Below are 23885 nucleotides of genomic sequence, written 5' to 3'. Positions count from 1 at the left end.
ACCGCTATGAAGCGACGTCTTGAAGCGGCATCCGGGGCCGCGCGTAGGCGGCGGGGCAACAGCGGCGTAAGAAACTTCCAATCCGGAGGCGGCGTCCGGGACGCGACACATCCCGGTCCGATTCAGGGCCGTAACCGGAACGAGCTGCGATTCGCCCGCGAACGCGGGCGTCCGAAACAGACCCGGCCATCTCCCATCAAAGGCGGGCGGGAGGCGGGCGAATAGCATCGTCCCGCGATGGATCGCGGGCGATGGACGGGCTCCGGCCGGGCGATGGGCGGGGATCGAGCCGCCGCGAGCGCACCCGAACGCGGCTGAGAGGGCTCCAGAAGGCCCGTGAATCAGGGGTGGGGGCGTTTTACGACGAGCGTCCCGGCGAGCCTGTCGTGGGCGGCCTGGCGGCGCGTGCCCTCGAACATGAGCCCGGCGTTCGCGACCCAGAAGACGCTCGCCAGCAGACCGAGGACGGGGATCGGACGCGCCGCGATCGGCAGCGAATAGACCGCCGCGCGGAGAACGGACGGCAGGACACCGGGACGGGTCTCCCCGCCCGCCGTCTCCGGGGCCGCCCCGCCGGGCTGTCCGTCCGGCGGGGCGACGACGACCTCGATGCCCGCCAGGCGCTTGCCCACGGTCCGGCCCCAGAGGGCGAGCTGGATCGCCTCGTACAGCAGCATGCACGCGGCCACGGCGGGCGGGGCGACGACGTCCACCGTGTGCCCGGACACCAGTCCGCGGACGACGACGATGACGGGCACACCGACGATGAGCGTGTCGACGACGCGCGCGAGCAGGCGCTGACCCGGTTCCGCGAGGGAGGCCCCCATCGCGGCCTTACTCCGCGTACTCGGCGTGCTCGTCGTATCCGACCCGCTCATCGATGACGAGCGTGCCGGCGAGGCGGTCGTGCAGAGCCTGGTGCAGAGGCTGGTCCCAGATGGCCCACAGGTAGGCCATCAGGCCGCCCACCCAGACGAGCGCCATGCCGTACGCGGCGTACTCCCACACCATCACCGCCAGGACGAGGAAGAAGAAGACACCGATCTGGTAACCCACATGGACTATCCCGGCGCGCCAGGCCGCCTGCGTCGTGCTCATCGGCTGTCCCGCGGGACGCGCCTGCACGATGCCCAGGCCCATGATGCGCTTGCCCAGCGTCCGCCCCCACATGGACAGCTGGACGGCCTCGTAGAGGAACGGCAGCACCGACATGACGCAGAACAAGGTGAAAATGATGGGCCAGTTCCAGATGCCGCTCTCCTCCTCGTCGGAGGCGCCCGTGTCGCCGAGGCCGAACGCGGCGACGGTCACCGGCAGGATGAGCGCGAAGCCGAAGACCGCGACGAGCCCGTTGTCGATGAGCCTGGCGACGGCCCTCCGGTGGATCGGGGCAAGCTCCATCTCACCGCCGTGGGCGTCGTCGTAGGAGCCGCCGTACTGGTCGTAGGACGCCTCATGGGTCTGCCCCCAGTCCTGCTGGGGCTGCTGCTGCCATTGCTGCTGCGCCGGTTGCTGCTGGGGTTGCTGCCATTGCGACGCTTGGTACGGGGGTGGCGGGCCGTAGGAACCCTGGCCCTGCGGCGGCTGGTAGGGCCGCCCGCGGTGGGGGGAATCGCTCATTTGGGTCAGTCCTCCAGGCGAAGCAACATCCGGGTGTTGCCCAACGTATTCGGCTTGACCCGGTCGAGGTCCAAGAACTCTGCCACGCCTTCGTCGTAGGAGCGGAGAAGCTCCTCGTACACCTCTGGCGCCACCGGAGTCCCGAGGATCGGCTGGAAGCCGTGGCGGGCGAAGAACTCCACCTCGAAGGTAAGGCAGAACACCCTCCGCACGCCGAGTTCCCGCGCGGTCTCCAGGAGGCGGGTGACGATGCGGTGCCCGATGCCGCGCCCGCCGTGCCCCTTCTCCACGGCGACGGAGCGGACCTCGGCGAGGTCCTCCCACATCACGTGCAGGGCGCCGCAGCCGATGACGGGGCCGGGCGTCCCCTGCTGGACGTCCTCGGCGACCCAGAACTCCTGGACGTCCTCGTACAGCTTCACGGTGGACTTCTTCAGCAGGCGCCGCCCGGACCCGGCGTACAGATCCACCAGCCCGCGTATCTCCTGAACGTCGGCGGTATGCGCACGCCGGATCACGACCTCCACAAACAGGCGAGATTATCGAACACCGGGCATTACCAAACGCTCGCGTCCGCATACGCGTCGTGAGCGGCCCATACGTGTGACTAGATAAAAACGACTAGGCACGGCCTTCGGCGCTCGGAAAGTGACCCAAAACACACCGCGAACCCGGGGCCCGGACCCGCCTCCCGTCACGCCCCGCCACGGCGACCTGCGATTTCGCGAGTTCTAGTTGGCATCCATTGCTGGTTCCGTTAGTGTCCATCGCTGACGTCGGCCGCCCGTAGAACGGAGGCCGAACCGCCGAGTCCGCGGGCCGCAACCAGCGCCCCTGGAGCCGGGGACCCACTTTCGGAGCGGCCGGGGGATCGTCCTCCCGGGCCGAATCCGTGAGGGGTGAATCCGCAGTGTCGCGGGCCGACCCGCACATGCTCGCGGACGGGCTGCTCCGGCCCGAACCCGTCAGCTAACCCGGTAGGCGGACCTGGAGAGGAGAATTCGTGGAGCCATCGCGGCCTGCTTCCCTTTCACGCTTCCGCGGCCGCGCGGTGACCGTGGCCGGCGCGCTCGTCGCCCTGACGGCGGCACCGCACGTCGTCGCCCCGCGCACCATCGCCGTCGCGCACGCCGACCCCGAGCCCTCCACCAAGGAGCTCCGGTCCCAGGCCTTCAAGCTCGCCGACCAGCTCGAGCAGCTCACCGAGCAGTACAACGGCCTGAAGGTGAAGCTCGCGCAGTCCCGGCGGGCCGCCGAGGTCGCCGCCGAGAACGCCGAGCGGCAGGAGAAGACGCTCCGGACGCTCCGCCAGAAGGTCGGCGCCCTCGCCGCGACCAGCTACATGCAGGGCGGCTCCGACCCCGCGGTCTCGTTCGTCGCCTCCCAGGACCCGCAGGCCGTCCTCGACCAGGCCGCGACGCTCAACTACTTCGCCAAGCAGGACAGCACCAAGGTCCTCGGGCTCATGCAGGCCATGCAGGCCGCCCAGCGCGCCCGCAAGTCCGCCGAAGGGCGCGCCAAGCAGGTCAAGGACCTGCGGGCCCAGCTCGACTCGCAGCGCAAGAAGGTCACCGAGACCTACGAGAAGGTCCGCGGCACGCTCGTCAAGCGGGACCCCACCCAGCTCGCCAAGCTCCCCGTCATCGGCACCGGCAAGGCCGCGCAGGCGCTGCGCCTCGCCATGGGCAAGATCGGACGCCCCTACGTCTGGGGCGCCGCGGGCCCGACCACCTTCGACTGCTCCGGCCTGACGATGTGGGCCTACAAGCAGGTCGGCATCAACCTGCCGCACTACACCGGCAGCCAGTGGAACGCGGGCACGCACGTGTCGCGCAGCCAACTCCAGCCGGGCGACCTCGTGTTCTTCTACGCCGACCTCCACCACATGGGGATGTACGTCGGCGACGGCAAGATGCTGCACGCGCCGCACACCGGCGACGTCGTGAAGATCGCCCCGATGGGCGGACGTCCCTTCGCCGGCGGCGTCCGAGTCGCCTGACCGGCCGAATCGCCTGACCGTCCGAATCGCTTGGCCGGTGGGGCTCCTGACCGTCAGAGTCGCCTGACCGCTGGTTCCCCGGTCCGCCGCGAAGCATGCTGACGAGATCCGTCGGCGTGGAACTCGAACGCCGTCCGCGGCGACGCCTCCTGCAGGGACCTACCTGTCAGAGCGCCGGCGCCGCCGCTGCGGGGTCGGACGGAATTCGGGTGCGTTCGCCGCCTGGGTCTCTCGACGACGCTGATCTCTCGGTGACGCTCGCCCGTCCCCTGGCGAGCGTCGGGGGTGAAGCCGGTTAGATGAGCTGCCTCCGGGCCGCCCACACCACGGCCTCGATAGGGGTGTTGACCTCCAGCCGGTCGCAGATCGTCCGCAGCCGGCGCCGCAAGGTCCGTGCGCTCAACTCCAGCTTGCGTGCCGCCACATCGGCGGTGACACCGCTCGCGATCTGGGCGAGCAGCCGGATCTCCTCCTCGTTCAGCCCGAAATCGTCGGTGCCACGACGTGCGAGTGTGGCTGTTTCCACTCCGTCCTCCCTCGTCCGTGGTGATGACCGCGGGGATGCAGCCGTCCGCTGCACAGGCACGGGGTTTGGGCCTCTGTACGCGCGTTGGGTTGCCGGGTCCGGAGCCTTCCGGACTTAGATCATCGGGTTCCTTTGCCGTCTCACGTGCTTGGCCGGAGGTGGCCGCCTGGCCGATTGCGGGGTCGTTCGGGGGAACTCCGGGTGACGATTCACTCGTTGGCCGTCCGAGGGAGCCGGGATGAGACCGCCAGCCATCCACCCGTCCCCTCTCGTCGGACTCGCCGGTTCTGGCCGTGGACCAAGATCGTGAATCGTTTCAAGCTACGCTTCGGCTCGGAACGCTAGGCGGCCGGATCCGGCCCGTCAAGCGCTGTCCGAACGCGGTATGCGACCGTTTGACGACGGTACGTGGCCGCTATATCGGCGGCATGCCGCCCATAACTCCACTACCTGGGGAAACACTCCTGGGACGGGACGAGGAGCGAGTTGCCACAGACCAGTATTCGTGAGGTCGCGAGACGTGCTGGAGTCTCAGTTGGGACCGTTTCGAATGTCCTAAACCGGCCAGATCTCGTGGCCGAAGCTACCCGTGACCGCGTCCGCGCGGCGATCGAGGAGCTCGGATTCGTCCGGAACGAGACCGCCCGCCGGCTCCGCCGGGGCCCCGAGCGCACCGCGGGCGAGTTCGGCGATCAGCCGCGCCGGGCGTTCGGCATCGTCGTCGAGGACCTCGCCAACCCGTACGCGTCCGATGTCGCGCGCGGCGCCGAGGCGGCGCTCAACGCGGCGGGCCACGACGCCCTCTGGCTCTCCAGCGACCAGTCGCCGGCCAAGGAGCGCCGCTCGCTGGAACTCCTGGAGGAGCAGCGCGCCGCCGGCGTACTGATCATCCCGGTCGGCGGGAATCCGGGCGACCTGTCCCGGCTGCGCGCGGCCGGGATGAGCGTGGTGGTGATCGACCGCGACGCGTCCGAGGCGTGCTCGGCGCGGGTCGACCATGTCGCGGGCGGGGAGATCGCCGCCGCGTACCTGCTCGGCATCGGCCGCGAGCGGATCGTCTTCGTGACCGGCGTCCCCGAACCGCTGCCGTGCGTGGACCGCCGCGACGGCGCGGCCCGGACGATCGTCGAGGCGGGTCTCCGCGAGCCCCGCACGCTGGTCCAGGACGCCCTGAGCCCCACCGAGGGCCAGGCCGCCGCCCACGAGGTCCTGGCCGTCTCGCCGCGGCCGGACGGCGTGTTCTGCGCCAACGACCTGCTGGCCATCGGCTTGATCAACGAGCTGACCCGGCTCGGCGTCCGCGTCCCGGACGACATCGCCGTCATCGGCTACGACGACATCGAGCTGGCCGCGAGCGCCGCGGTCCCGCTCACCACGGTCCGGCAGCCGCGCCGCGAGCTGGGCTGGGAGGCGGCCGAACTGGCGCTGGCCGAGATGAGCGAGGGCAAGTCCCACCAGCACCGCCAGGTCGTCCAGCGCCCCGAACTGGTCGTCCGCGAAAGCGCTTGACGCCCGCCGGGACCGGCCGGGCGGCCGCCCCTCCACCGCCTGTTGACATTTCGTCTTATTTCCGGGTGACTGTGGGGCATGGAGGACAGGACGGGGCAGGCCGTGGAGGCCGGCGCTGCGGCGGTCCTCGGGTTCGACCCGGGTGACCCGGCCTTCCGGACCGACCCTTACGCGCACTACCGCCGCCTCGCGTCCGGCAAGGGCCGCCTCCACCAGACGGACGTCGGCCTCCGTGTGACCACGTCCTATGGCCTGTGCGAGCGGGTGCTGCGCGATCCCCGGTTCGGGCACCGTCCCGAGGGCGGCGGGCTGTGGCGCGAGTCCCGAACCCGGAACCGGTCGTTCCTGACGCTGGACCCGCCCGACCACACCCGGCTCCGGCGGCTGGTGAGCAAGGCGTTCACCCCGAGGCTCGTCGAACGGCTGCGGCCCCGCGTGGAGGCGCTGGTCGACGAGCTGCTGGACGGCGTGTCCGGCGAGGTCGACCTGATCGCCGCGCTGGCGTACCCGCTCCCCGTCATCGTGATCAGCGAGATGCTCGGCGTCCCCGCGAAGGACCGCGACCTGTTCAAGGGCTGGTCCGACAGCCTCGCGCGCGGCCTCGACCCCGACTTCCTCCTGCCCGAGTCCGAGATCGCCTCGCGTGAGACGGCCCGTGAGGAGTTCGCGGCGTATTTCCAGGAACTGTCCACTGAACGGCGCGTTCGGCCCCGAGAGGACCTTCTGAGCGCTCTCGTGAGCGTCTCAGACGGCGGCGACGTCCTCTCGGAGGAGGAACTGCTCGCGACGTGCGTCCTGCTGCTCGTCGCGGGCCATGAGACGACCGTGAACCTCATCGGGAACGGCGCGCTGGCGCTGCTCCGCGATCCCGCGCAACTGGAGCTGTTTCGGAGGCGGCCTGGGAACGTCCAAGCGGCCGTGGAGGAACTCCTCCGTTACGACCCGCCCGTCCAGCTCACCCTCAGGGCCGCCCTAGAGGACGTCGACCTGGACGGCGTGTTCGTCGAACGCGGAAGGCTCGTCCTACTGCTGACCGGTGCCGCCAACAGAGACCCGGCCGTTTTCGACGATCCCGACCGGCTCGACCTGACGCGCTACTCCGAAGGACGGGAAACGCCACGGCACCTGTCGTTCGGGCACGGCATCCACTTCTGCCTGGGCGCGCCCCTGGCCCGGCTGGAGGGCCAGGTCGCGCTGAAGAAGCTCTTCGAACGCGACGTGGCCCTCAGCGGGGGCGCCGACCTCGTCTACCGGGACAACCTCGTCCTGCGGGGCCTGCGCGACCTTCCGGTCACTATTCGGGCTTGACCAGCGGGAACAGGATCGTCTCCCGGATGCCCTTGCCGGTGAACGCCATGATCATCCGGTCGATGCCGGCGCCCATCCCGCCCGTGGGCGGCATCGCGTACTCCAGGGCGCGCAGGAAGTCCTCGTCCAGCTGCATGGCCTCCGGGTCGCCGCCCGCCGCGAGCAGCGACTGCTCGGTGAGCCGGCGGCGCTGCTCGACGGGGTCGACCAGCTCGGAGTAGGCGGTGCCCAGTTCCGTGCCGAATCCGATGAGGTCCCACTTCTCGGTGAGGAGGGGCTCCTCGCGGTGCTGGCGGGTCAGCGGGGACGTCTCGACCGGGTAGTCCATGACGAACGTGGGCTGGACGAGGGTGTGCTCGATCAGCTCCTCGAAGAGCTCCTGGACGAGCTTGCCCTGCCCCCACTTGGGGTCCCACGAGATGTCGCGGGCGTCGGCGAGCTTGCGGACGTCCTCGATCGGCGTGTGCGGCGTGACCTCCTCGCCGAGCGCCTCCGAGACCGACCCGTACAGCGTGATGCGCGGCCACTGGGCCGACCCGAGGTCGATCTCCACTCCGTCATGGACGACCACCGTGGTGCCCAGGGCGGCGACGACGGCCTTCTGGTACATCCGCTGGGTCAGGTCGGCCATGTCGTTGTAGTCGAGATACGTCCCGTAGGCCTCCAGCATCGTGAACTCGGGGTTGTGCGTGGAGTCCGCGCCCTCGTTCCGGAAGTTCCGGTTGATCTCGAAGACCTTCTCGATGCCGCCGACGACGAGCCGCTTCAGGTACAGCTCGATCGCGATGCGCAGGTAGAGGTCCATGTCGTAGGCGTTGATGTGCGTCTGGAACGGACGTGCCGCCGCACCGCCGTGGATGGGCTGCAGCATGGGCGTCTCGACTTCGAGATAGCCCTCCTCATGCCAGAAGTCCCGTACGGCACGCACGGTCGCGCTACGGATCCGGGCCATCTTCCGCGCCTCGTCGTTGACGATGAGGTCGACGTACCGCTGTCGGACCCGGGCCTCCGGGTCGGTCAGGCCCGCGTGCTTGTCCGGCAGGGGACGCAGGCACTTGGACGTGATGGCGAACCGGTCGGCCATGACGGACAGCTCACCGCGGCGGGACGTGATGACCTCGCCCTCGACGCCGATGTGGTCGCCGAGGTCGACCTCGCGCTTCCAGAAGTCGAGCTGCTCCTGCCCCACCTTGGCGAGCGACAGCATCACCTGGAGGTCGCCGCCCGCGTCCCGGATGGTGGCGAAGCACAGCTTGCCGGTGTTGCGGACCAGCATGACGCGACCGGTGACGCCGACCTTCTCGCCCGTCTCGGTGCCCGGCTCCAGGCCGGGGTGTTTCTCGCGGATCTCGGCGGTCGTCGCCGTGCGCGGGAAGGTCACCGGGTAGGGGTCGATTCCGCTCTCGCGGAGCCGGTCGAGCTTCTCCCGGCGCACGCGCATCTGCTCCGGGAGCTCGTCGAAGGTCTCGTCACTCACCGCTCAAGGCTATCGACCCCGCCGCGTGCCCCGCGAACGACTTCCGAGGCTACGGGGTGTTGCGCTCGTAGATGAGGCGGAGGCCGATGAGGGTCAGCCACGGCTCGAACACGTCGATGCTGCGGGACTCCTCCAGGACGAGCGGGGCGAGGCCGCCGGTGGCGATGACCGTGACCTCCTCGGGCTCTGCGGCGAGCTCGTCCGACATGCGCTCGACGATGCCGTCCACCTGCCCGGCGAAACCGAAGATGATCCCCGACTGGAGCGCCTCGACGGTGTTCTTCGCGATCACGTTGCGCGGCCGGACCAGCTCGATCTTGTGCAGCTGCGCGCCGCGCGACGACAGCGCGTCTATCGAGATCTCGATGCCGGGGGCGATCGCGCCGCCCACGTACTCGCCCTTGGCGGACACGGCGTCGAACGTCGTCGCGGTGCCGAAGTCGACCACGATCGCGGGCCCGCCGTGGGTGTGGACGGCGGCGAGCGCGTTCACGATGCGGTCGGCGCCGACCTCCTTGGGGTTGTCCATGCGGACCGGCACGCCCGTCTTGACGCCCGGCTCCACGATCACCGCGGACACGTCGCCGTAGTAGCGGCGGCACATCTCCCGCATCTCGTGCAGGACGGACGGAACCGTGGAGCACAGCGCGATGCCGCTGATGTCGGTCTCCGCCAGCAGGGGGCTCTGCTGGACGAGGCCCTGGAGGACCACCGCGATCTCGTCGGCGGTGCGCCGCGGATCGGTGTTGATCCTCCAGTGCTCGATCACCTCGTCGCCCTCGAACAGGCCGAGGACGGTCTGGGTGTTACCGACGTCGATGGTGAGCAGCATCAGGTCCCCGCTGGTCAGGTGAAGTCAAGGCCGATGTCGAACACGTGCGCCGAATGCGTCAGCGCGCCGACGGCAAGGTAGTCCACCCCGGTCACGGCGACGTCTCGGGCCCGGTCCAGGGTAAGGCCACCGCTGGCCTCGATCTCCGCCCGCCCCGCGACAAGGCGTACCGCCTCGGCCGTCTCGGCGTCGGTCATGTTATCGAGCAGGATGCTCGTCGCGCCCACCGCGAGCGCCTCCTCGACCTGCGCGAGGGTGTCGCACTCCACCTGGACGTGCAGGGACGGGTAAACGGCGCGGATCGCCTCGTACGCCTTGGTGATGCTGCCGGCCGCCGCGATGTGGTTGTCCTTGATGAGCGCTGCGTCGTGCAGGCCCATCCTGTGGTTGACCCCGCCGCCGCAGTGCACGGCGTACTTCTGGACGGCGCGCAGCCCGGCGAGGGTCTTGCGGGTGTCCCGCACTCTGGCCTTGGTGCCGTCCAGGGCGTCGGCCCAGCGCCGCGTCGCCGTCGCGATTCCGGACAGGTGGGTGAGCAGGTTCAAGGCCGTCCGCTCGGCCCGGAGCACGGCCCTGGTCTGCCCGCTGACCGAGATGAGGACCTGGCCCGGGACGACACGGTCGCCGTCCTCCGCCTTCGCCTCGTAGGCGACGTCCAGCAGCTCGAACACGACGCAGGCCACCGGGATGCCGGCGACGACGCCCTCGTCCCGCGCCCGCAGGTCCCCCGCCGCGGCGTCCTCCGGCGCGAAGATCGGCATGCTGGTGACGTCGACCTCGCCGTCCTCGGCCAGCGCCGTCCGGACGAGGTTTTCCACAGTTCGCGGATCCAGCCCGGCGGCGCTCAGCCGCTGCGAGAGTTCCGGTGTCATGAGCGCTTTTCCTCCAGAGGTTCGTACGTGGTCGTCAGGGCGTTCCCCGCCAGCCGCGTCACCAGGTGACCGCGCCACGCGCCGTCCGCCCGGTCGGGGAAGTCCTCGCGCCAGTGGCTTCCGCGCGTCTCCTCCCGCCGCCGCGCCGCCGCCACGATCGCGGACGCGACGGTGTAGAGGTTGGTGACCTCCCAAGCCTCCACCCCCGGCTCCGCGCCCCGTTCACCGAGCCCCGCCAACGCCCGCACCGCCCGTTCCAGCCCGTCCGCACCCCGCAGCACCCCCGCATAGGACGACATGATCCGCTGGATCTCCCCGCGCGCCGCCGCTCCGACCAGCGCCGTGCGTCCACCCGCCGCCGCCGCGGGGGGGACGGGCGTGCTCGGGGAGGCGGGCGGCAGGTCGTCGTGGAGGGCGGTGGCGATCCGGGCGGCGAAGACGAGCCCCTCCAGGAGGGAGTTGGAGGCCAGGCGGTTCGCGCCGTGCACGCCCGTGCAGGCGACCTCGCCGCAGGCGTAGAGGCCGGGGACGGACGTGCGGCCGTGCAGGTCCGTGCGGACGCCGCCGCTGGCGTAGTGCGCGGCGGGGACGACCGGGATGGGCTCGGTCACCGGGTCGATGCGGTGGTGCCTGCACGCGGCCAGGATGGTCGGGAAGCGGTTCTCCCACATCGCGGCGCCGAGGTGGCGGCCGTCCAGGAGCATGCAGGCCGCGCCGGTCTCGCGCATCCGGTTCATGATCCCTTTGGCGACGACGTCGCGCGGGGCGAGTTCGGCGAGTTCGTGCCGTCCGACCATGAAGCGTTCGCCGGCGAGGTCGATCAGGTGGGCGCCCTCGCCGCGGACGGCCTCGGAGATCAGCGGCTGCTGCCCGGTCGCGCCCTCGCCGAGCCACAGCACGGTCGGGTGGAACTGGACGAACTCCAGGTCGGTGACCTCGGCCCCGGCGCGCAGTGCGAGCGCCACGCCGTCGCCGGTCGAGACCTCGGGGTTGGTCGTGGCGGAGAACACCTGGCCGAGCCCGCCGGTCGCGAGCACGACGGCGCGGGCGCGGACGGCGCCGACTCCGCCCGGCTGGCCCTCGCCCATGACGTGGAGGGTGATCCCGGCGGCGCGTCCGGCGGCGTCCTTCAGCAGGTCGAGGACCAGCGCGTGCTCGATCACCTCGACGCCGGACTCCTTGAGCTCGGCGCGGAGGGCGCGGCTGATCTCGGCGCCGGTCGCGTCCCCGCCCGCGTGCGCGATGCGGCGCCGGTGGTGGCCGCCCTCGCGGGTCAGCGCGATGCCGCCGTCGCCGGCGCGGTCGAAGACCGTGCCGAGCCCGATGAGCCCGTGGACGGCGTCCGGCCCTTCGGTGACGAGCGCCTGGACGGCGGCCTCGTCGCACAGCCCGACCCCGGCGGTGAGGGTGTCGGCGAGGTGCTCCTCGGGGGTGTCGTCCGGCGCGAGCGCGGCGGCGATCCCGCCCTGCGCCCAGCGGGTCGAGCCGGCGTCCAGGAGGGCCTTGGTGACGAGCAGCACCCGCCCGTGCGGACGGCAGCGCAGCGCGGCGACCAGGCCGGCGATGCCGGAGCCGATGACGACGACGTCGGCCTCGGTGGTCCAGCCGGGCGCGGGGGCGTGGAGAACGGAAGGGATCACGAGCCCTCCTCCGGGATCGGTTCTCGTCATTATGACCCTAACCCCGGAGAACCCGGACGCCCGCCCCCCGCGTTCCCCGCGCGGGGTCAGTCGTGGACCAGGTCGCCTCGGGCGGTCTTGGTGCCGGGAACGGGCTCGGCCGGGTCGGAGCCCAGCGAGATGATCTTGTTGGTGCGGTCGACGTGCACGACGGTGGGCACGAACTCGCGGGCCTCGGCGTCGGCGAGCTGGGCGTAGCTGATGATGATCACCAGGTCGCCGGGCTGCACGAGGCGGGCCGCGGCGCCGTTGATGCCGATGACGCCCGAGCCGCGCTCGCCCGCGATCAGGTAGGTCTCCAGGCGGGCGCCGTTGTCGATGTCCACGATCGAGACCTGCTCGCCGGGGAGCAGGTCGGCGGCGTCCATCAGGTCCTGGTCGATGGTGAGCGAGCCGACGTAGTGCAGGTCCGCCTGGGTCACCGTGGCGCGGTGGATCTTGGACTTGAACATCGTCCGGATCATCAGTGCTCCTTGCCGAGCTGGAGGTGAACGTTGTCGATGAGGTGGGTGGAGCCCACGCGGCCCGCGACGGCGAGGACGGCCGGGCCGGCGGAGGCGACCGGGGCGAACGTCGCCTGGTCGACGAGGACGAGGTAGTCGAGGACGAGGGGCGGGTCGGCGGCCGCGGCCTTGCCGAGGACGGCGCTCGCGGCGGCGATCACCGCGTCCGCCCCGTCCTCCGCGGCTTCCGCGCCGGCCTGGAGGGCGCGCGACAGGGCGAGGGCCGTGCCCCGCCCGGCCTGCGACAGGTAGCGGTTGCGGCTGGAGAGGGCCAGGCCGTCCGGCTCGCGCACGGTCGGGCCGCCCACCACGCGCACCGGCACGTTCAGGTCGGCGACCATCCGGCGGATCATCGCGAGCTGCTGCGCGTCCTTCTCCCCGAAGATCGCCACGTCGGGGCGGACGAGGTTCAGCAGCTTCAGCACGACGGTGAGCATCCCGTCGAAGTGGCCGGGCCGGGCCGCCCCCTCGACGACCTCGCCCATCGGGCCCGACTTGAGCGTGACCTGCGGCTCTTCCGGATACATGACGTCGCGGGTCGGCGCGAAGATCAGGTCGACGCCCGCACCGGCGCACGCCTCCGCATCGGCGTCGAACGTCCGCGGGTAGCGGTCGAAGTCCTCGCCGGGCCCGAACTGGAGCGGGTTGACGAAGATGCTCACGGCGACCGAGTCGGCGCTGCGGCGCGCCTGGCGCATCAGCGACAGGTGCCCCTCGTGCAGAGCGCCCATGGTCGGGACGAACGCCAGCGTGCCCTCGACACGGGCACGTGCGGCCGCGAGTTCGTTCCGCGTCCGCACAATGACGGGTTTCAAGAAACCTCCCACATCATCCGTCTCCGCCCCGGCGAGCGGCCTCCCGCTCGCCGGCCACCCGGCCGGACGGCATCCGGCCGTCCGCCTCCTGAACGCCGGCCGCGGAGCTCCGGCTTCCCGATCGCTCCCCCGCCGTCCGCCCGCCACCGCGGCCAAGCCTCTCGCCCATCGCCCGGCAGCCGCCCAACGCCTGGGCGGGCAGGGCGACGCCGAACCGTCGTACGGACACGGCCGCACCTGGGCCGCGTCTGGAGCCGCCCGGCGGCTGGGCGGGCAGGGCGAATGCCGAAGCTTCGTGCGTACACGGCCGTCCACTGCCCGCGTCTGGAAAAGCGTTCGGCACCGCGCTTGCGGGTCGGCCGCCATGGGGGGTGTGCGTGCTTGTGGGGGTCAATCGGCCAGAGCTTCCAGGAGGCGTTCGGCGTCTTCGGGTTTGAGCAGCCCCGCGCCGAGCGCGCGGTCGGCGGTGAGGCGGGCCAGGGCGATGTAGGCGCGGCGGCTCTCCGGGGAGACCTTGGCCAGTTCGGCCACGTGGTCGGAGACCGTGCCGGCGTCGCCGCGGGCGACCGGGCCGGTCAGCCCGTCGAGGCCGAGGCGGAGGCCGTTGTCCAGGGCGGCGCCGAGGAGCGGGCCGAGCATCCGGCCGGGTTCGGCCACGCCCGCGCGGCTCAGCAGGTCCATCGACTCGACGACCAGGGTGACCAGGTGGTTCGCGCCGCCGGCGAGGGCCGCGTGGTAGAGCGGCCGCGCGTCCTCGGCGATCCAGACGGGTTCGCCGCCCATCTCCAGGACGAGCGCCTCGGCGACCGGGCGCAGCGGCTCGGGCGAGGTGACGCCGAACGAGATCCCGGTGAGCCGGTTCACGTCGTCCGCGCGTCCGGTGAACGTCATCACCGGGTGCAGGGCCAGCGGCAGGGCGCCCGCGCGGGTGAGCGGGTCCAGGACGGCGGTGCCGTAGCGTCCGCTGGTGTGCGTGATCAGTTTGCCGGCGACGGAGACGCCCGCGGAGACCAGGCCGGCCGCGAGTTCGGGCAGCTCGTCGTCCGGGACGGTCAGCAGCACCAGGTCGGCGCGCGCCACCACGTCCTGCGGCGCCGCGACGTCCGCGCCGGGGAGGCGTTCCTCGACGCGCGTCCGCGACCGGTCGGACACGGCGGTCGCGGCGACCACGCGGTGGCCCGCGCGGGCCAGCGCGGCGCCGAGCGCCGTGCCGACGCGGCCGGCGCCGACGACGCCGACCGCGAGCCGCGCGGGCCTGTCCTCCGGGGTCTCCGGCTCGTTCTTCCGGGGAGGCGTCCCCCCGGAGGGCGGCCCGTTTCCAGGCGTGCCGGAGGAGGGCGTGACGTTGGGGTCCATCGGTTCGTTCCAGTCCTCACAGGTAGGTACCGGACGGGCGCGCACCAGAGTACCCATGGGACCCGGTCACGTGGTCCGGTGGGTGACGAGCGCCACCCCGGCCTCCCATTCAGTCATGCGCGAGGGACTCCACGATGGACGTCTTCGCGGCGCGCCGCGCGGGCATCACGGCGGCGAGCGTTCCGGCCGCGCCCGCGAGGACGACGAACGCGACCACCTGCAGATAGGGCAGCGCGAAGACCGAGTCGGCCGCCATCGCGTTCGTCGCTGCCCAGCCGAAGCCGATGCCGAGCACGACCCCGGTGAACGCGCCGATCACGGCCATGACCAGGGCCTCGATCGACAGCATCCGGCGGAGCTGGCGCCTGGTGAGGCCGAGGGCGCGCAGCAGCGCCGACTCGCGGGTCCGCTCCACGACCGAGAGGGTCAGCGTGTTCGCGATGCCGAACAGCGCGATGACGATCGCCAGCCCGAGCAGCCCCCCGAAGATCATCAGCACCATGTCGATCGCCTTGCCCAGCGTCTCCTCGAACTCGGCGGACGACGCGACCTTCGCGGCCGGGTAGGGCCGCGCGGCCTCGTCCACGGCCGCGCGGGCCTGGGACGCGGGGACGTCGTCCCGGGTCTTGACGTAGATCCCGATCGGGTCGCGGGCGCCGAAGTACCGGGTGAAGTCCGCCTCCGGGACGACGATCCCGTCGAGGCCCGCGCCGATCCCGTACACGGCGGCGATCTTCACCGGGACGGTGCCGCGGGCCGTCCGGACCTGGACGGTCTGCCCGACGCCGCGGCCGGGCGCCTTGGCCGTGCCCTCGTCCACCATCGCGGTTCCGGGCTTGAGCGCGGCGGCCAGCGTGCCCTGCTCGATGTCCGGTTTCAGGATCGTGCCGAGCGCCGACGTGGTGATCGTGGCGATCTCGCCGTCCTCGCCGCCGACCTCGGTGTCCTGGCGGCGCTCCTCCACGACGCCGGCGACCTCGGGCTGCCGGCGCAGCGCCTCGCCGAGCGCGTGCGGGAGGCGCCCGTCGTAGTCCTGCGTCCGGATCTGGAACTGGACGGGGAACTGCTCCGCCAGCTTGTGCGACGCCGTCGCCTTGCCGCTCGCCGCGACGACCGCGAACAGGCTCATCAGGCCGACGCCGACGGTCAGCGCGATCGTCGTCGTCGCGGTGCGGCGGGGCGCGCGCTGCGCGTTCGCGACCGCGAGCCGTCCGGGGACGCCGCCGAGCCGGGCCGGGACCGCGCCCGCGAGCCGTCCCAGCGGGCGGACGAGCGCCGGCATCGCCGCGATCACGGCGAGGAAGAACACGCCGCCGGCGAACGCGACCGCGAACATCGCGCTCTCGCCCTTCTCCATGGCGACCGAGGCGAGCAGCCCGAGGGCGAGTCCCGCGGCGCCGAGGACGACGGCGATCGCCGTGCGCGCCCGGCCGAGCCGGAACCGTCCGGTGCCCGGCTCGAGATCGGCGCGCAGCGCGGCGATCGGCGCGACGCGGGTCGCGGCGCGGGCCGGCAGCAGCGCGGACAGGACGGTCACGACGATGCCGACCGCCAGCCCGAGCACGATCGTCCGGACCGCGAGGGACGGCCCGGCGACCGCGATGTTGTCGTTCAGCCTGTTCACCGCGACGAGCGCGCCCTCGCCGAGGCCGACCCCGGCGAGGAGGCCGAGCAGCGAGCCGGCCAGGCCGACGACCGCGGACTCGGCCAGCACGCCGCCGAACACCTGCCTGCGGGTCGCGCCGACGCAGCGCAGCAGCGCCATCTCCCGCATCCGCTGCGCGATCAGGATCGAGAACGTGTTGTAGATGACCAGCGCGGAGACCAGCAGCGCGACCAGCCCGAAGATGAGCAGCCCGGTACGGATGATCTTGGTGTCGGCGCCCGCCGCGCGCGCCAGCCGAGCGCCGAGCTCCTCCCCCGTGTACACGTTGTAGGCGGCGCCGGCGGCGGCCTTGACGGCGGCCTCGTCCCCTCCCGCGACGTCGAGTTCGCGGTAGGTCTTCTCGCCGGTCATCAGCATCGCGGTCGCCGGGTCGAAGCCCACCGCGCCGCGGAAGCTCGCCTCCTGGTCGATGCCGAAGTCGACCAGTCCGACGACCTTGAACGCGTGCGGGCGGTCCTTCGGGCCCAGGACGGACACGGTGTCGCCGACGGCGTAGCCCTCCCGCTTGGCGAGCTTCGTGTCGAGGACGGTCTCGCCGCCGCCGGACGGAGGTCGCCCCTTGTCGACGTCGTAGCGCAGCAGCCGCCCGGACGGCACGGACATGCCGACGGTCGGGAAGTCACCGACCGCCTTGCCGTCCTTGCCGACGAGGGCGGCGTCGCCTTGCACCAGGCCCTGGACGTCCGTCACGCCGGGGAGCGCGCCGACTTTCTGCAGGATTTCTGCCGGGATGCCCTCGTCCGAGTCGTCGTTCTTGGGCAGAACCGCGAAATCCACCTTGTCGGCCGACTTCGCGAATGTCTTGGAGACGCCCTTGTCCATCGTGTCCGTCAGGACGAACGTGCCGGAAATGAAGCCGACGCCCAGGGTGATGGCCACCGCGGTGAGAAGCAGGCGCAACTTATGGGCGCGCAAGCCCGCCAGGGTCGTTTTCAGCATCACGCCCCCAGAGCCTTGAGCCGGTCCAGGACGGCCTCTGGGGAGGGCTGGAGGATCTCGGAGACGATCTCACCGTCCCGTAGGAACACCACCCGGTCCGCGTACGAGGCAGCCACCGGGTCGTGGGTGACCATCACGATCGTCTGCCCCATCTCCCTGACGGACGAGCGCAGGAACGCGAGGACCTCCGCGCCTGCGCGCGAGTCCAGGTTGCCGGTCGGCTCGTCCGCGAAGATGACCTCGGGCCGGGCGACGATGGCGCGCGCGCACGCCACCCGCTGCTGCTGTCCGCCCGACAGTTCGGACGGACGGTGCCCGAGGCGGTCGCTCAGGCCCAGGACGTCCACGACATGCCGGAACCAGGCGCGGTCGGGCTTGCGTCCGGCCAGCTCCATGGGCAGCAGGATGTTCTGCTCGGCGGTGAGCGTCGCGAGGAGGTTGAACGCCTGGAACACGAACCCGACGCGGTCGCGGCGCATCAGCGTCAACTGGCGGTCGCCCATCGCGGTGATCTCGGCGTCGCCGAGCATGATGCGCCCGCCGGTGACGGTGTCGAGGCCCGCCAGGCAGTGCATGAGCGTCGACTTCCCGGACCCGGACGGCCCCATGATCGCGGTGAACGCGCCCCGGGCGAACCCGACGCCGACCCCGCGCAGCGCGTGCACGGCCGCGTCACCGGACCCGTAGACCTTCGACACGCCCTCCGCGGTGACGGCGGGCGGTGCCGCGGCGGCGGGGGCTCCCCCGGGCGGTTCGGCGAACGTGCTGGTCACGGTGACTCCTCGTGGTCCCTGCGTGGTCTGGATGATCGGGAACCACGCTAGGAATCCGCGCCGCCGCTGCCATCGGCCCGGCGGCCACGCTTCGCGTCACCCTCCCGGCTATCCGCGCCGCCCGCGTACGACCTGAGTCGTACGGGCCCGTCCCCCTTCACACCGACCCGGGCCGCCGCCCCTGACTCGTATCGGGCGGGAACGCGAAGTGCCGGAGACCTGAACGGCCTCCGGCACTTCGCCGCCGGGCGTGGGGTGCCCGTCGTGGTCGATCAGCCCTTGACGGACGCGCCGCCCTTGCAGGACGCACTCTGGATGCCGAGGGTGAGGATGTTGTTGCCGCAGACGTTGACCGGGGCGGAGATCGGGACGATCACCTGGTTGCCGTTGAGCACCCCGAAGTTGCCACCGGTCTGGTTGTTGGAGCCGATTCCGCCGCCGTGGCCGTGGTGGCCGTGGTGGTGGCCGTGGTGGTGGCCCTTGCCGTGGTGGTCCCAGCCGCCGCCGTAGGCGGAGGCGTAGGCGGGGGTCGCGGCGAGGGCGGAGCCGGCGACGGCGAAGCCGAGGATGCCGGTGGCGGCAATCTTCTTGAACACGAGAGTCCTCCCGTACGTGGGCTTAGCAGGCCCGTTGTGACATTGCCGACGTCACCCCCAAAGGTGGCGTCGCGTACGGTAGTTACCCAGCTACTCTCAGGTAGGACAACGCCCTCCATCGCGATGAAGGCAAAAGGTCATCAGGGAGCAACCAAAGCGTTACGCAGAGTAACCGCTTTGCCCGCTTTTGACCAGGCCCGTCTCATAGGCGAACACGACCGCCTGCACCCGGTCGCGCAGCCCGAGCTTCATGAGGATCCGTCCCATATGCGTCTTCACCGTCGCCTCGGAGACGTAGAGCCGGCCCGCGATCTCCGCGTTCGACATGCCGCGCGCGACGAGCCGCAGCACCTCGCCCTCCCGGTCGGTCAGGCTGTCCAGCGCGCCGCCCGCCTTCTCCGCCGCGTCCGGCAGGTGCACCGCGAACCTGTCCAGCAGGCGCTTGGTCGTGCTCGGCGCGACCACCGCGTCCCCCGAGTGGACGGCCTTGATCGCCTCGATGAGCTGCGCCGGCCCGGCGTCCTTCAGCATGAACCCGCCGGCCCCCGCCTTGATCGCCGCGAACGCGTACTCGTCCAGGTCGAACGTGGTCAGGATGACGACCTTCGGGCCCGACCGCGCCACCACCAGGCGCGTCGCCTCGATCCCGTCCATCCGCGGCATCCGCACGTCCATGAGGACCACGTCGGCCCGCGTGGTCCGCAGCAGTTCCACCGCCTGCACGCCGTCGCCCGCCTCGCCGACGACCTCGATGTCGGGCTGGGCGTCCAGCACCATCTTGAAGCCGGCCCGCACCAGCTCCTGATCGTCCACGAGCACCACCCGGATGGGCTCCGCCGCGTCCTCGAACTCCACGTCCCCGACCTCCGTCATGCCGCCCTCTCCGTGATCGCCGCGCGCTCCATCACGCCGGGACCTCCATCACGCCGGGACCTCCTCGCGGACCGGGAGGCGCGCGACCACCTCGAACCCCCCGCCGGAACGGGGGGCCGCGCGGACGTCGCCCCCGTACACCGAGACCCGTTCCCGCATCCCGGCGAGGCCGTGGCCGCGGCCGTCGTCGAAGGCCGCCGCACCGCGCCCGTCGTCCGCCACCCGGACCTCCAGCGCGTCGTCCGCGTACCGCAGCCGGACCGACACGTTCACCTCGGGGCCGCCGTGCTTGAGCGTGTTGGTCAGCGCCTCCTGGACGATCCGGAAGACGGTGAGCTGGCGGCCCTCCGACATGTCCGCCGGCGTCCCGTCCACCTCGAACGCCACCGCCAGCCCGGACGCGCGGACCTGCTCGACCAGGTCGTCGATCTCGGCCACCCCCGGCTGGGGCGCGAACGCGCCCGCGTCGTCGTCCTCCCGCAGGACGCCGAGGAGCCGCCGCATCTCCGCCAGCGCCAGCCGTCCCGTCGAGGAGATCGTGTCGAGCGCCTGCCTGGCCCGTCCCACATCGGTGTCGATCGCATAGGACGCGCCGTCCGCCTGCACCACGATCACGCTGACGTTGTGCGCCACGACATCGTGCAACTCGCGGGCGATACGCGCCCGCTCGGCGGCCATCGCCACCTTGACCTCGTTGTCGCGTTCGCGCTCCAGCCGCTCCGCCCGCTCCTCGACCGAACGCAGGTAGGCGCGGCGCGTGCGCATGTGCAGGCCGAGCACGTACACGCCCGCCACCAGCACCGTCAGCATGATGAACGTGTACTTGCGGTCATCGGTGCCGGTCGGGTAGCGCCAGGCCACCAGGGCCGCGCCGACCTCGGCGACGAGCATTGCCGCGAGCCCCCAGCGGAACGAGCGGCAGGCCGTGACCGTGTACAGCCCCATGAGGACGGCGATGTTCGCCGGGACCGGCTCCACACCCGCCAGGCACTGGACGAACGAGGTCAGCGCGATCACGGCGAACACCGCGCGCGGGAACGTCCGGCGCAGGACGAGCGGGCCGACGAGCACGACTGTCAGCAGCGCGTACCAGTGCGCGCCCATCCCGAAGGCCCCGCCCAGCATCGAGGGCACCGCGAGCAACAGGACCGGTGCCGCGAAGAACGCATCGACCAGCGACTTCTTGCGCCGCAGCCACTCCCACACGCTCGCCACCATGCCGACAGCGTACGTACACGCAGGTCACCCCGGATCAGTCGCAGGTCGGACCCGCGTCCACCCCGAGGATGGCTCCCGCCCGCACCCCGAGCGGCGCCCGCCCGCAGTCTGGGCGGCTCCCGGGCCCGCATTCCGAGGATGGGCCCCGGCACGCAGCCCGAGGATGCCCACGGCCCGCACCCCGAAGATGGGCCTGGCCCGCGCCCCGGCGAAGGACAAGGACCGATACAGCGGGCAAGCCCCCTGAAGGCACGACGCGAAGGTCGAAGCGAAGGTCGACGCGAAGGTCGACGCGAAGGTCGACGCGAAGGTCGACGCGAAGGCGCGGGACGGCGCGCGGATGGGGCCGGTGGCGGGGCTCGGCGCGGTAACGTCACTGGCGTGGCGGCGTTGGTTTCAGAATGGCTGACTTGGCGCACGGCGATGGAGCGGGCGCTGTACGGGGAGGACGGCTTCTACCGGCGCGGGGAGCGTCCGGCCGAGCACTTCCGTACCTCGGTGCACGCCTCGCCGCGGTTCGCCGCCGCCCTCGTCCGGCTGCTCGCCGAGGTCGACGCGCTCCTGGGCCGCCCCGAACGGCTGGACGTCGTCGACATCGGGGCCGGGTCCGGGCGCCTGCTGGCCAACATCCTGGCCTGCGCGCCCGCCGACCTGGCGTCCCGGCTCGTCCCGACGGCGGTGGAGATCGCGCCGCGTCCCGCCGACGTCCCGTCCCAGATCGTCTGGCGGCCGGACCTGCCCCGCCGCATCACCGGCCTCGCCGTCGCGAACGAATGGCTCGACAACGTGCCGCTCGACGTGGTCGAACGCACCCCGGACGGCGTCCGGACCGTGCTGGTCGACCCGTCCACCGGGAGCGAGCGCCCCGGCCCGGCGCCGTCCGCCGAGGACCGCGACTGGCTGGAGCGCTGGTGGCCGCTCCGCGAACCCGGCGACCGGGCCGAGATCGGCCACCCGCGCTGCAACGCCTGGGCCTCGGTGGTCGGACGCCTCTCCCGGGGCCTCGCGCTCGCCGTCGACTACTCGCACGCGCGGGACGCCAGGCCCGGGTACGGGACGCTGACCGGCTACCGCGACGGCGCGACCGTCCCCGCCGTCCCGGACGGATCATGCGACGTCACCGCGCACGTCGCACTGGACGCCTGCACCACCGCCGGTGAACGCGCCGGCGCCACGTCCACCCTGCTGACCACCCAGCGCGACGCGCTGCGCGCCCTCGGCCTGTCCGGCACCCGCCCGCCGCTGGACCTGGCCTATCGCGACCCGCACGCCTACGTCGCCGCGCTGTGCCACGCGGGCGAGGACGCCGAACTGACCGACCCGTCCGGCCTGGGCGGTTTCGGATGGCTCGCCCAGACCGTCGGCATCCCGATCCCCACCGCGCTCTCCTCCCGGCCCGGCCCCACGGCCTGACCTGGGACGCCGAAACGCTCCGCGTGCCTCGCCCCCCGGGCGAGCGCGCAGATCAGCACTCGACGTAGAGGGCTTCCAGGCCGCGCAGGACGAATCCGGGCTTCCACTTGGGCTCTTCGGCCAGACGAAGTTCCGGGGCCGCGCGGAGCAGGGCGCCGAACGACTCGGCGAGTTCGATGCGGGCGAGCGGCGCGCCCAGGCAGTAGTGGACGCCGAGCCCGAACGTGATGTGCGGATTCGGGTCTCGGGACACGTCGAAGCGGTCCGGGTCGGCGAACACGTCCGGGTCCCGGTTCGCGGACGCGAATTGCAGCGCCACCTCGGCGCCCCGGGGGATATCGACACCGGCGACTGTGATGTCCTCCAGCACCCAGCGTTCGAACATGGGCGCCGGGGTGTCGTAGCGCAGCAGCTCCTCGACCGCCGTCGGGATGAGCGAGGGGTCGGCGCGGAGGCGCTCCAGCTCACCGGGGTGGCGGAACAGCGACCACCAGCCGTTGCCGGTCGCGTTGACCGTGGCCTCGTGCCCGGCGTTCAGCAGCAGGACGCAGGTGCCGATCAGCTCGTCCTCGGTGAGCCGGTCGCCCTCGTCCACGACCTGGGCGAGCGCGGTGATGAGGTCGTCGCGCGGCTCGTCCCGCCGGGTGCGCGCGAGACCGCGCAGGTAGTCGGAGAACTCGACGGCGGCCCGGACCGCCGTGTGCTGCGCCTCCTCCGGCGGGTTCAGCTCGTACATGCCGCAGATGTCGGCCGACCACGGGCGGAGCAGGGGCCGGTCCTCGACGGGGACGCCGAGCATCTCGGCGATCACGTTCACCGGCAGCGACTCGGCGACCTCGGCGAGCAGGTCGCCGCCGCCCTTCGCGGCGAGCTCCCCGGCCAGTTCCCCGGCGAGCCGCCTGATCGTCGGGCGCAGGCCCTCCACCATCCGGGCGGTGAACGCCTTGGACACGAGGCGCCGCAGCCGTGTGTGCGCGGGCGGCTCCACGTCCAGCATCCCGGCGCGGACCAGATCCCAGAACGGCTTGAGGAAGTCGGCCTCCGCCTGCCGGCCGAACTCCTCGTGGCTCGCGACGTGCAGATACGACCGTCCGAGCCGCCGATCCCGCAGCAGCGCGTCGACGTCCGCGTACCGGCTGATCACCCACTGCTGGGTGGCCTCGTGAAAGAACACCGGCCGCTCCGCGCGGAGCCGCTCGAACACCGGATACGGATCCGCCACGAACTGAGGCGCCCAGGGGTCATAAACCACATCACTCATGACCCGAACATATGCGTCTCCACCCCCCACGACCACCACGACCACCACGGCGCCTCTGCCGCTAGTCCGGGCCGTCCGCGGCAGGGGACGGCCCGTGCGCAGGCAAGAGGTGGCGGGCGAGGGTGTCCAGTGCGGCCATCACCTCGGCTGCGTGCTCGTCGCCGCCGAGGGCCGCCTTCAACGCCGCGTCGATGCGGGTCGCGCGCACCTCCGCCACGCGCTCGGACGTTCCCGCGGCCGTGCGGACGAGCGACCGCCGCCGGTCCTCCGGGTCGGGCGCGGTCACCACGGATCCGGATTCGCGGAGCCGCGCGACGGCTGTCGAGACCTGGCTCTGCGGCAGTCCGGTGCGGGCCGCGATCTCCCCTACGGCGCTGTCCGGGTGGCCGACGACGTCGCTCAGCACGACGAGGATCGCCCGCGGCCCGCCGGTACGTCCGTCGCGCGGCTCGGGCATGGCCTCCTCGCCGATCTTCATCAGCGTCCGCCCCAGCAGGAACAACTCGACTCCGTTCACGGACCCAACTTACATCCATACAGATGCATCTTTCTTGATGTATCTATCTCGATACTTTATGGTGGATGTCATCCGAGCGTCCCCGGCGGGCGGAACCGGTTGCGGCGCGGCCGCACCGGCTCCTCCCGCACGG

General features: G+C 71.8%; 22 protein-coding genes and 1 riboswitch. Of the genes, 4 read left to right on the top strand and 18 right to left on the bottom strand.

The window, feature by feature from the left end:
- Positions 1-341: 341 nt before the first annotated feature.
- The 3 genes from ACA511_RS05275 to ACA511_RS05265 are packed head-to-tail and all read right to left on the bottom strand — an operon-like array spanning position 342 to position 2147.
- Positions 342-827 carry an RDD family protein gene (locus ACA511_RS05275; RefSeq protein ID WP_375022903.1) on the bottom strand — a complete coding sequence of 162 codons (486 nt, stop codon included), beginning with the start codon at positions 825-827 and terminating at the stop codon, positions 342-344.
- A 7-nt stretch (positions 828-834) separates the two neighbouring features.
- Entirely contained in the window at positions 835-1620 is a 786-nt protein-coding gene (locus tag ACA511_RS05270; protein ID WP_375022902.1) for an RDD family protein, read from the bottom strand.
- Positions 1621-1625: 5 nt separating this feature from the next.
- Entirely contained in the window at positions 1626-2147 is a 522-nt protein-coding gene (locus ACA511_RS05265) for an amino-acid N-acetyltransferase (protein WP_375022901.1), read from the bottom strand.
- Positions 2148-2414: 267 nt separating this feature from the next.
- A riboswitch (cyclic di-AMP (ydaO/yuaA leader) is annotated at positions 2415-2620 on the top strand.
- Between the two features lie 51 nt (positions 2621-2671).
- Here ACA511_RS05265 and ACA511_RS05260 point away from each other — a divergent pair.
- Positions 2672-3619: a C40 family peptidase gene (locus tag ACA511_RS05260; RefSeq protein ID WP_375022900.1), complete on the top strand. Its 948-nt coding sequence runs from the start codon at positions 2672-2674 to the stop codon at positions 3617-3619.
- 295 nt (positions 3620-3914) lie between these two features.
- Here the strand turns inward: ACA511_RS05260 and ACA511_RS05255 are convergent, their stop codons facing one another.
- Complete coding sequence (locus ACA511_RS05255; RefSeq protein ID WP_067629094.1) at positions 3915-4145, bottom strand: LuxR family transcriptional regulator; 231 nt, start codon at positions 4143-4145, stop codon at positions 3915-3917.
- A gap of 486 nt (positions 4146-4631) precedes the next feature.
- Between ACA511_RS05255 and ACA511_RS05250 the strand changes: the two genes are divergently transcribed.
- Together ACA511_RS05250 and ACA511_RS05245 are read left to right on the top strand one after the other, a co-directional pair.
- Positions 4632-5654 (top strand): LacI family DNA-binding transcriptional regulator, encoded by a 1023-nt coding sequence (locus ACA511_RS05250; RefSeq protein ID WP_375022899.1) that lies wholly within the window; start codon positions 4632-4634, stop codon positions 5652-5654.
- Between the two features lie 78 nt (positions 5655-5732).
- Positions 5733-6962, top strand: a complete 1230-nt coding sequence (locus ACA511_RS05245; RefSeq protein ID WP_375022898.1) for a cytochrome P450 — start codon at positions 5733-5735, stop codon at positions 6960-6962.
- Here the strand turns inward: ACA511_RS05245 and lysX are convergent.
- The 12 genes from lysX to ACA511_RS05185 all read right to left on the bottom strand — a co-directional run bounded on the left by lysX (position 6949) and on the right by ACA511_RS05185 (position 20561).
- Complete coding sequence (lysX, locus tag ACA511_RS05240; protein ID WP_375024684.1) at positions 6949-8403, bottom strand: bifunctional lysylphosphatidylglycerol synthetase/lysine--tRNA ligase LysX; 1455 nt, start codon at positions 8401-8403, stop codon at positions 6949-6951. The two genes, ACA511_RS05245 and lysX, sit on opposite strands and share 14 nt — an antisense overlap.
- A gap of 85 nt (positions 8404-8488) precedes the next feature.
- Positions 8489-9271 (bottom strand): type III pantothenate kinase, encoded by a 783-nt coding sequence (locus ACA511_RS05235; RefSeq protein ID WP_375022897.1) that lies wholly within the window; start codon positions 9269-9271, stop codon positions 8489-8491.
- Positions 9272-9285: 14 nt separating this feature from the next.
- Positions 9286-10143: a carboxylating nicotinate-nucleotide diphosphorylase gene (gene nadC / locus ACA511_RS05230; protein ID WP_375022896.1), complete on the bottom strand. Its 858-nt coding sequence runs from the start codon at positions 10141-10143 to the stop codon at positions 9286-9288.
- A complete protein-coding gene (locus ACA511_RS05225; protein WP_375022895.1) occupies positions 10140-11783 on the bottom strand; it encodes an L-aspartate oxidase in 1644 nt (547 codons plus the stop codon). Before ACA511_RS05225 ends, nadC begins: the two co-directional genes overlap by 4 nt.
- 86 nt (positions 11784-11869) lie before the next feature.
- Complete coding sequence (panD, locus tag ACA511_RS05220) at positions 11870-12286, bottom strand: aspartate 1-decarboxylase (RefSeq protein WP_375022894.1); 417 nt, start codon at positions 12284-12286, stop codon at positions 11870-11872.
- The gene (gene panC, locus ACA511_RS05215) at positions 12286-13140 is read right to left on the bottom strand and encodes a pantoate--beta-alanine ligase (RefSeq protein ID WP_375022893.1); all 855 of its coding nucleotides are present in this window, start codon (positions 13138-13140) and stop codon (positions 12286-12288) included. Before panC ends, panD begins: the two co-directional genes overlap by 1 nt.
- 390 nt (positions 13141-13530) lie before the next feature.
- The gene (locus ACA511_RS05210; RefSeq protein ID WP_375022892.1) at positions 13531-14496 is read right to left on the bottom strand and encodes a Rossmann-like and DUF2520 domain-containing protein; all 966 of its coding nucleotides are present in this window, start codon (positions 14494-14496) and stop codon (positions 13531-13533) included.
- A 109-nt stretch (positions 14497-14605) separates the two neighbouring features.
- Positions 14606-17041: an ABC transporter permease gene (locus ACA511_RS05205; protein WP_375022891.1), complete on the bottom strand. Its 2436-nt coding sequence runs from the start codon at positions 17039-17041 to the stop codon at positions 14606-14608.
- Between the two features lie 59 nt (positions 17042-17100).
- Entirely contained in the window at positions 17101-17874 is a 774-nt protein-coding gene (locus ACA511_RS05200) for an ABC transporter ATP-binding protein (protein ID WP_375022890.1), read from the bottom strand.
- A gap of 272 nt (positions 17875-18146) precedes the next feature.
- The gene (locus tag ACA511_RS05195; RefSeq protein ID WP_375022888.1) at positions 18147-18470 is read right to left on the bottom strand and encodes a chaplin family protein; all 324 of its coding nucleotides are present in this window, start codon (positions 18468-18470) and stop codon (positions 18147-18149) included.
- 159 nt (positions 18471-18629) lie between these two features.
- Positions 18630-19343 (bottom strand): response regulator, encoded by a 714-nt coding sequence (locus tag ACA511_RS05190; protein ID WP_375022887.1) that lies wholly within the window; start codon positions 19341-19343, stop codon positions 18630-18632.
- Positions 19344-19391: 48 nt separating this feature from the next.
- Positions 19392-20561: a sensor histidine kinase gene (locus tag ACA511_RS05185; protein WP_375022886.1), complete on the bottom strand. Its 1170-nt coding sequence runs from the start codon at positions 20559-20561 to the stop codon at positions 19392-19394.
- 381 nt (positions 20562-20942) lie between these two features.
- On the opposite strand from ACA511_RS05185, the gene ACA511_RS05180 reads away from it, so the two are divergent.
- Positions 20943-21974: an SAM-dependent methyltransferase gene (locus ACA511_RS05180; protein ID WP_375022885.1), complete on the top strand. Its 1032-nt coding sequence runs from the start codon at positions 20943-20945 to the stop codon at positions 21972-21974.
- Between the two features lie 52 nt (positions 21975-22026).
- Here ACA511_RS05180 and ACA511_RS05175 read toward each other — a convergent pair whose 3' ends face one another.
- Positions 22027-23235: a cytochrome P450 gene (locus ACA511_RS05175; RefSeq protein ID WP_375022884.1), complete on the bottom strand. Its 1209-nt coding sequence runs from the start codon at positions 23233-23235 to the stop codon at positions 22027-22029.
- 61 nt (positions 23236-23296) lie between these two features.
- A complete protein-coding gene (locus tag ACA511_RS05170; protein WP_375022883.1) occupies positions 23297-23752 on the bottom strand; it encodes a MarR family winged helix-turn-helix transcriptional regulator in 456 nt (151 codons plus the stop codon).
- Positions 23753-23885: the final 133 nt, after the last annotated feature.

Source organism: Actinomadura sp. GTD37 (assembly GCF_041951365.1).
Taxonomy (GTDB): Bacteria; Actinomycetota; Actinomycetes; order Streptosporangiales; family Streptosporangiaceae; genus Spirillospora.
Note: the sequence above shows the minus strand (reverse complement) of the source record. Positions and strands in the feature narration are given on the sequence as shown.

Coding starts and splice junctions, on each gene's coding strand:
- ACA511_RS05275 (WP_375022903.1), bottom strand. CDS start 827: ATGGGGGCCTCCCTCGCGGAACCGGGTCAGCGCCTGCTCGCGCGCGTC.
- ACA511_RS05270 (WP_375022902.1), bottom strand. CDS start 1,620: ATGAGCGATTCCCCCCACCGCGGGCGGCCCTACCAGCCGCCGCAGGGC.
- ACA511_RS05245 (WP_375022898.1), top strand. CDS start 5,733: ATGGAGGACAGGACGGGGCAGGCCGTGGAGGCCGGCGCTGCGGCGGTC.
- lysX (WP_375024684.1), bottom strand. CDS start 8,403: ATGCGCGTGCGCCGGGAGAAGCTCGACCGGCTCCGCGAGAGCGGAATC.
- ACA511_RS05235 (WP_375022897.1), bottom strand. CDS start 9,271: ATGCTGCTCACCATCGACGTCGGTAACACCCAGACCGTCCTCGGCCTG.
- nadC (WP_375022896.1), bottom strand. CDS start 10,143: ATGACACCGGAACTCTCGCAGCGGCTGAGCGCCGCCGGGCTGGATCCG.
- panD (WP_375022894.1), bottom strand. CDS start 12,286: ATGATCCGGACGATGTTCAAGTCCAAGATCCACCGCGCCACGGTGACC.
- ACA511_RS05210 (WP_375022892.1), bottom strand. CDS start 14,496: ATGGACCCCAACGTCACGCCCTCCTCCGGCACGCCTGGAAACGGGCCG.
- ACA511_RS05190 (WP_375022887.1), bottom strand. CDS start 19,343: ATGACGGAGGTCGGGGACGTGGAGTTCGAGGACGCGGCGGAGCCCATC.
- ACA511_RS05185 (WP_375022886.1), bottom strand. CDS start 20,561: ATGGTGGCGAGCGTGTGGGAGTGGCTGCGGCGCAAGAAGTCGCTGGTC.
- ACA511_RS05175 (WP_375022884.1), bottom strand. CDS start 23,235: ATGAGTGATGTGGTTTATGACCCCTGGGCGCCTCAGTTCGTGGCGGAT.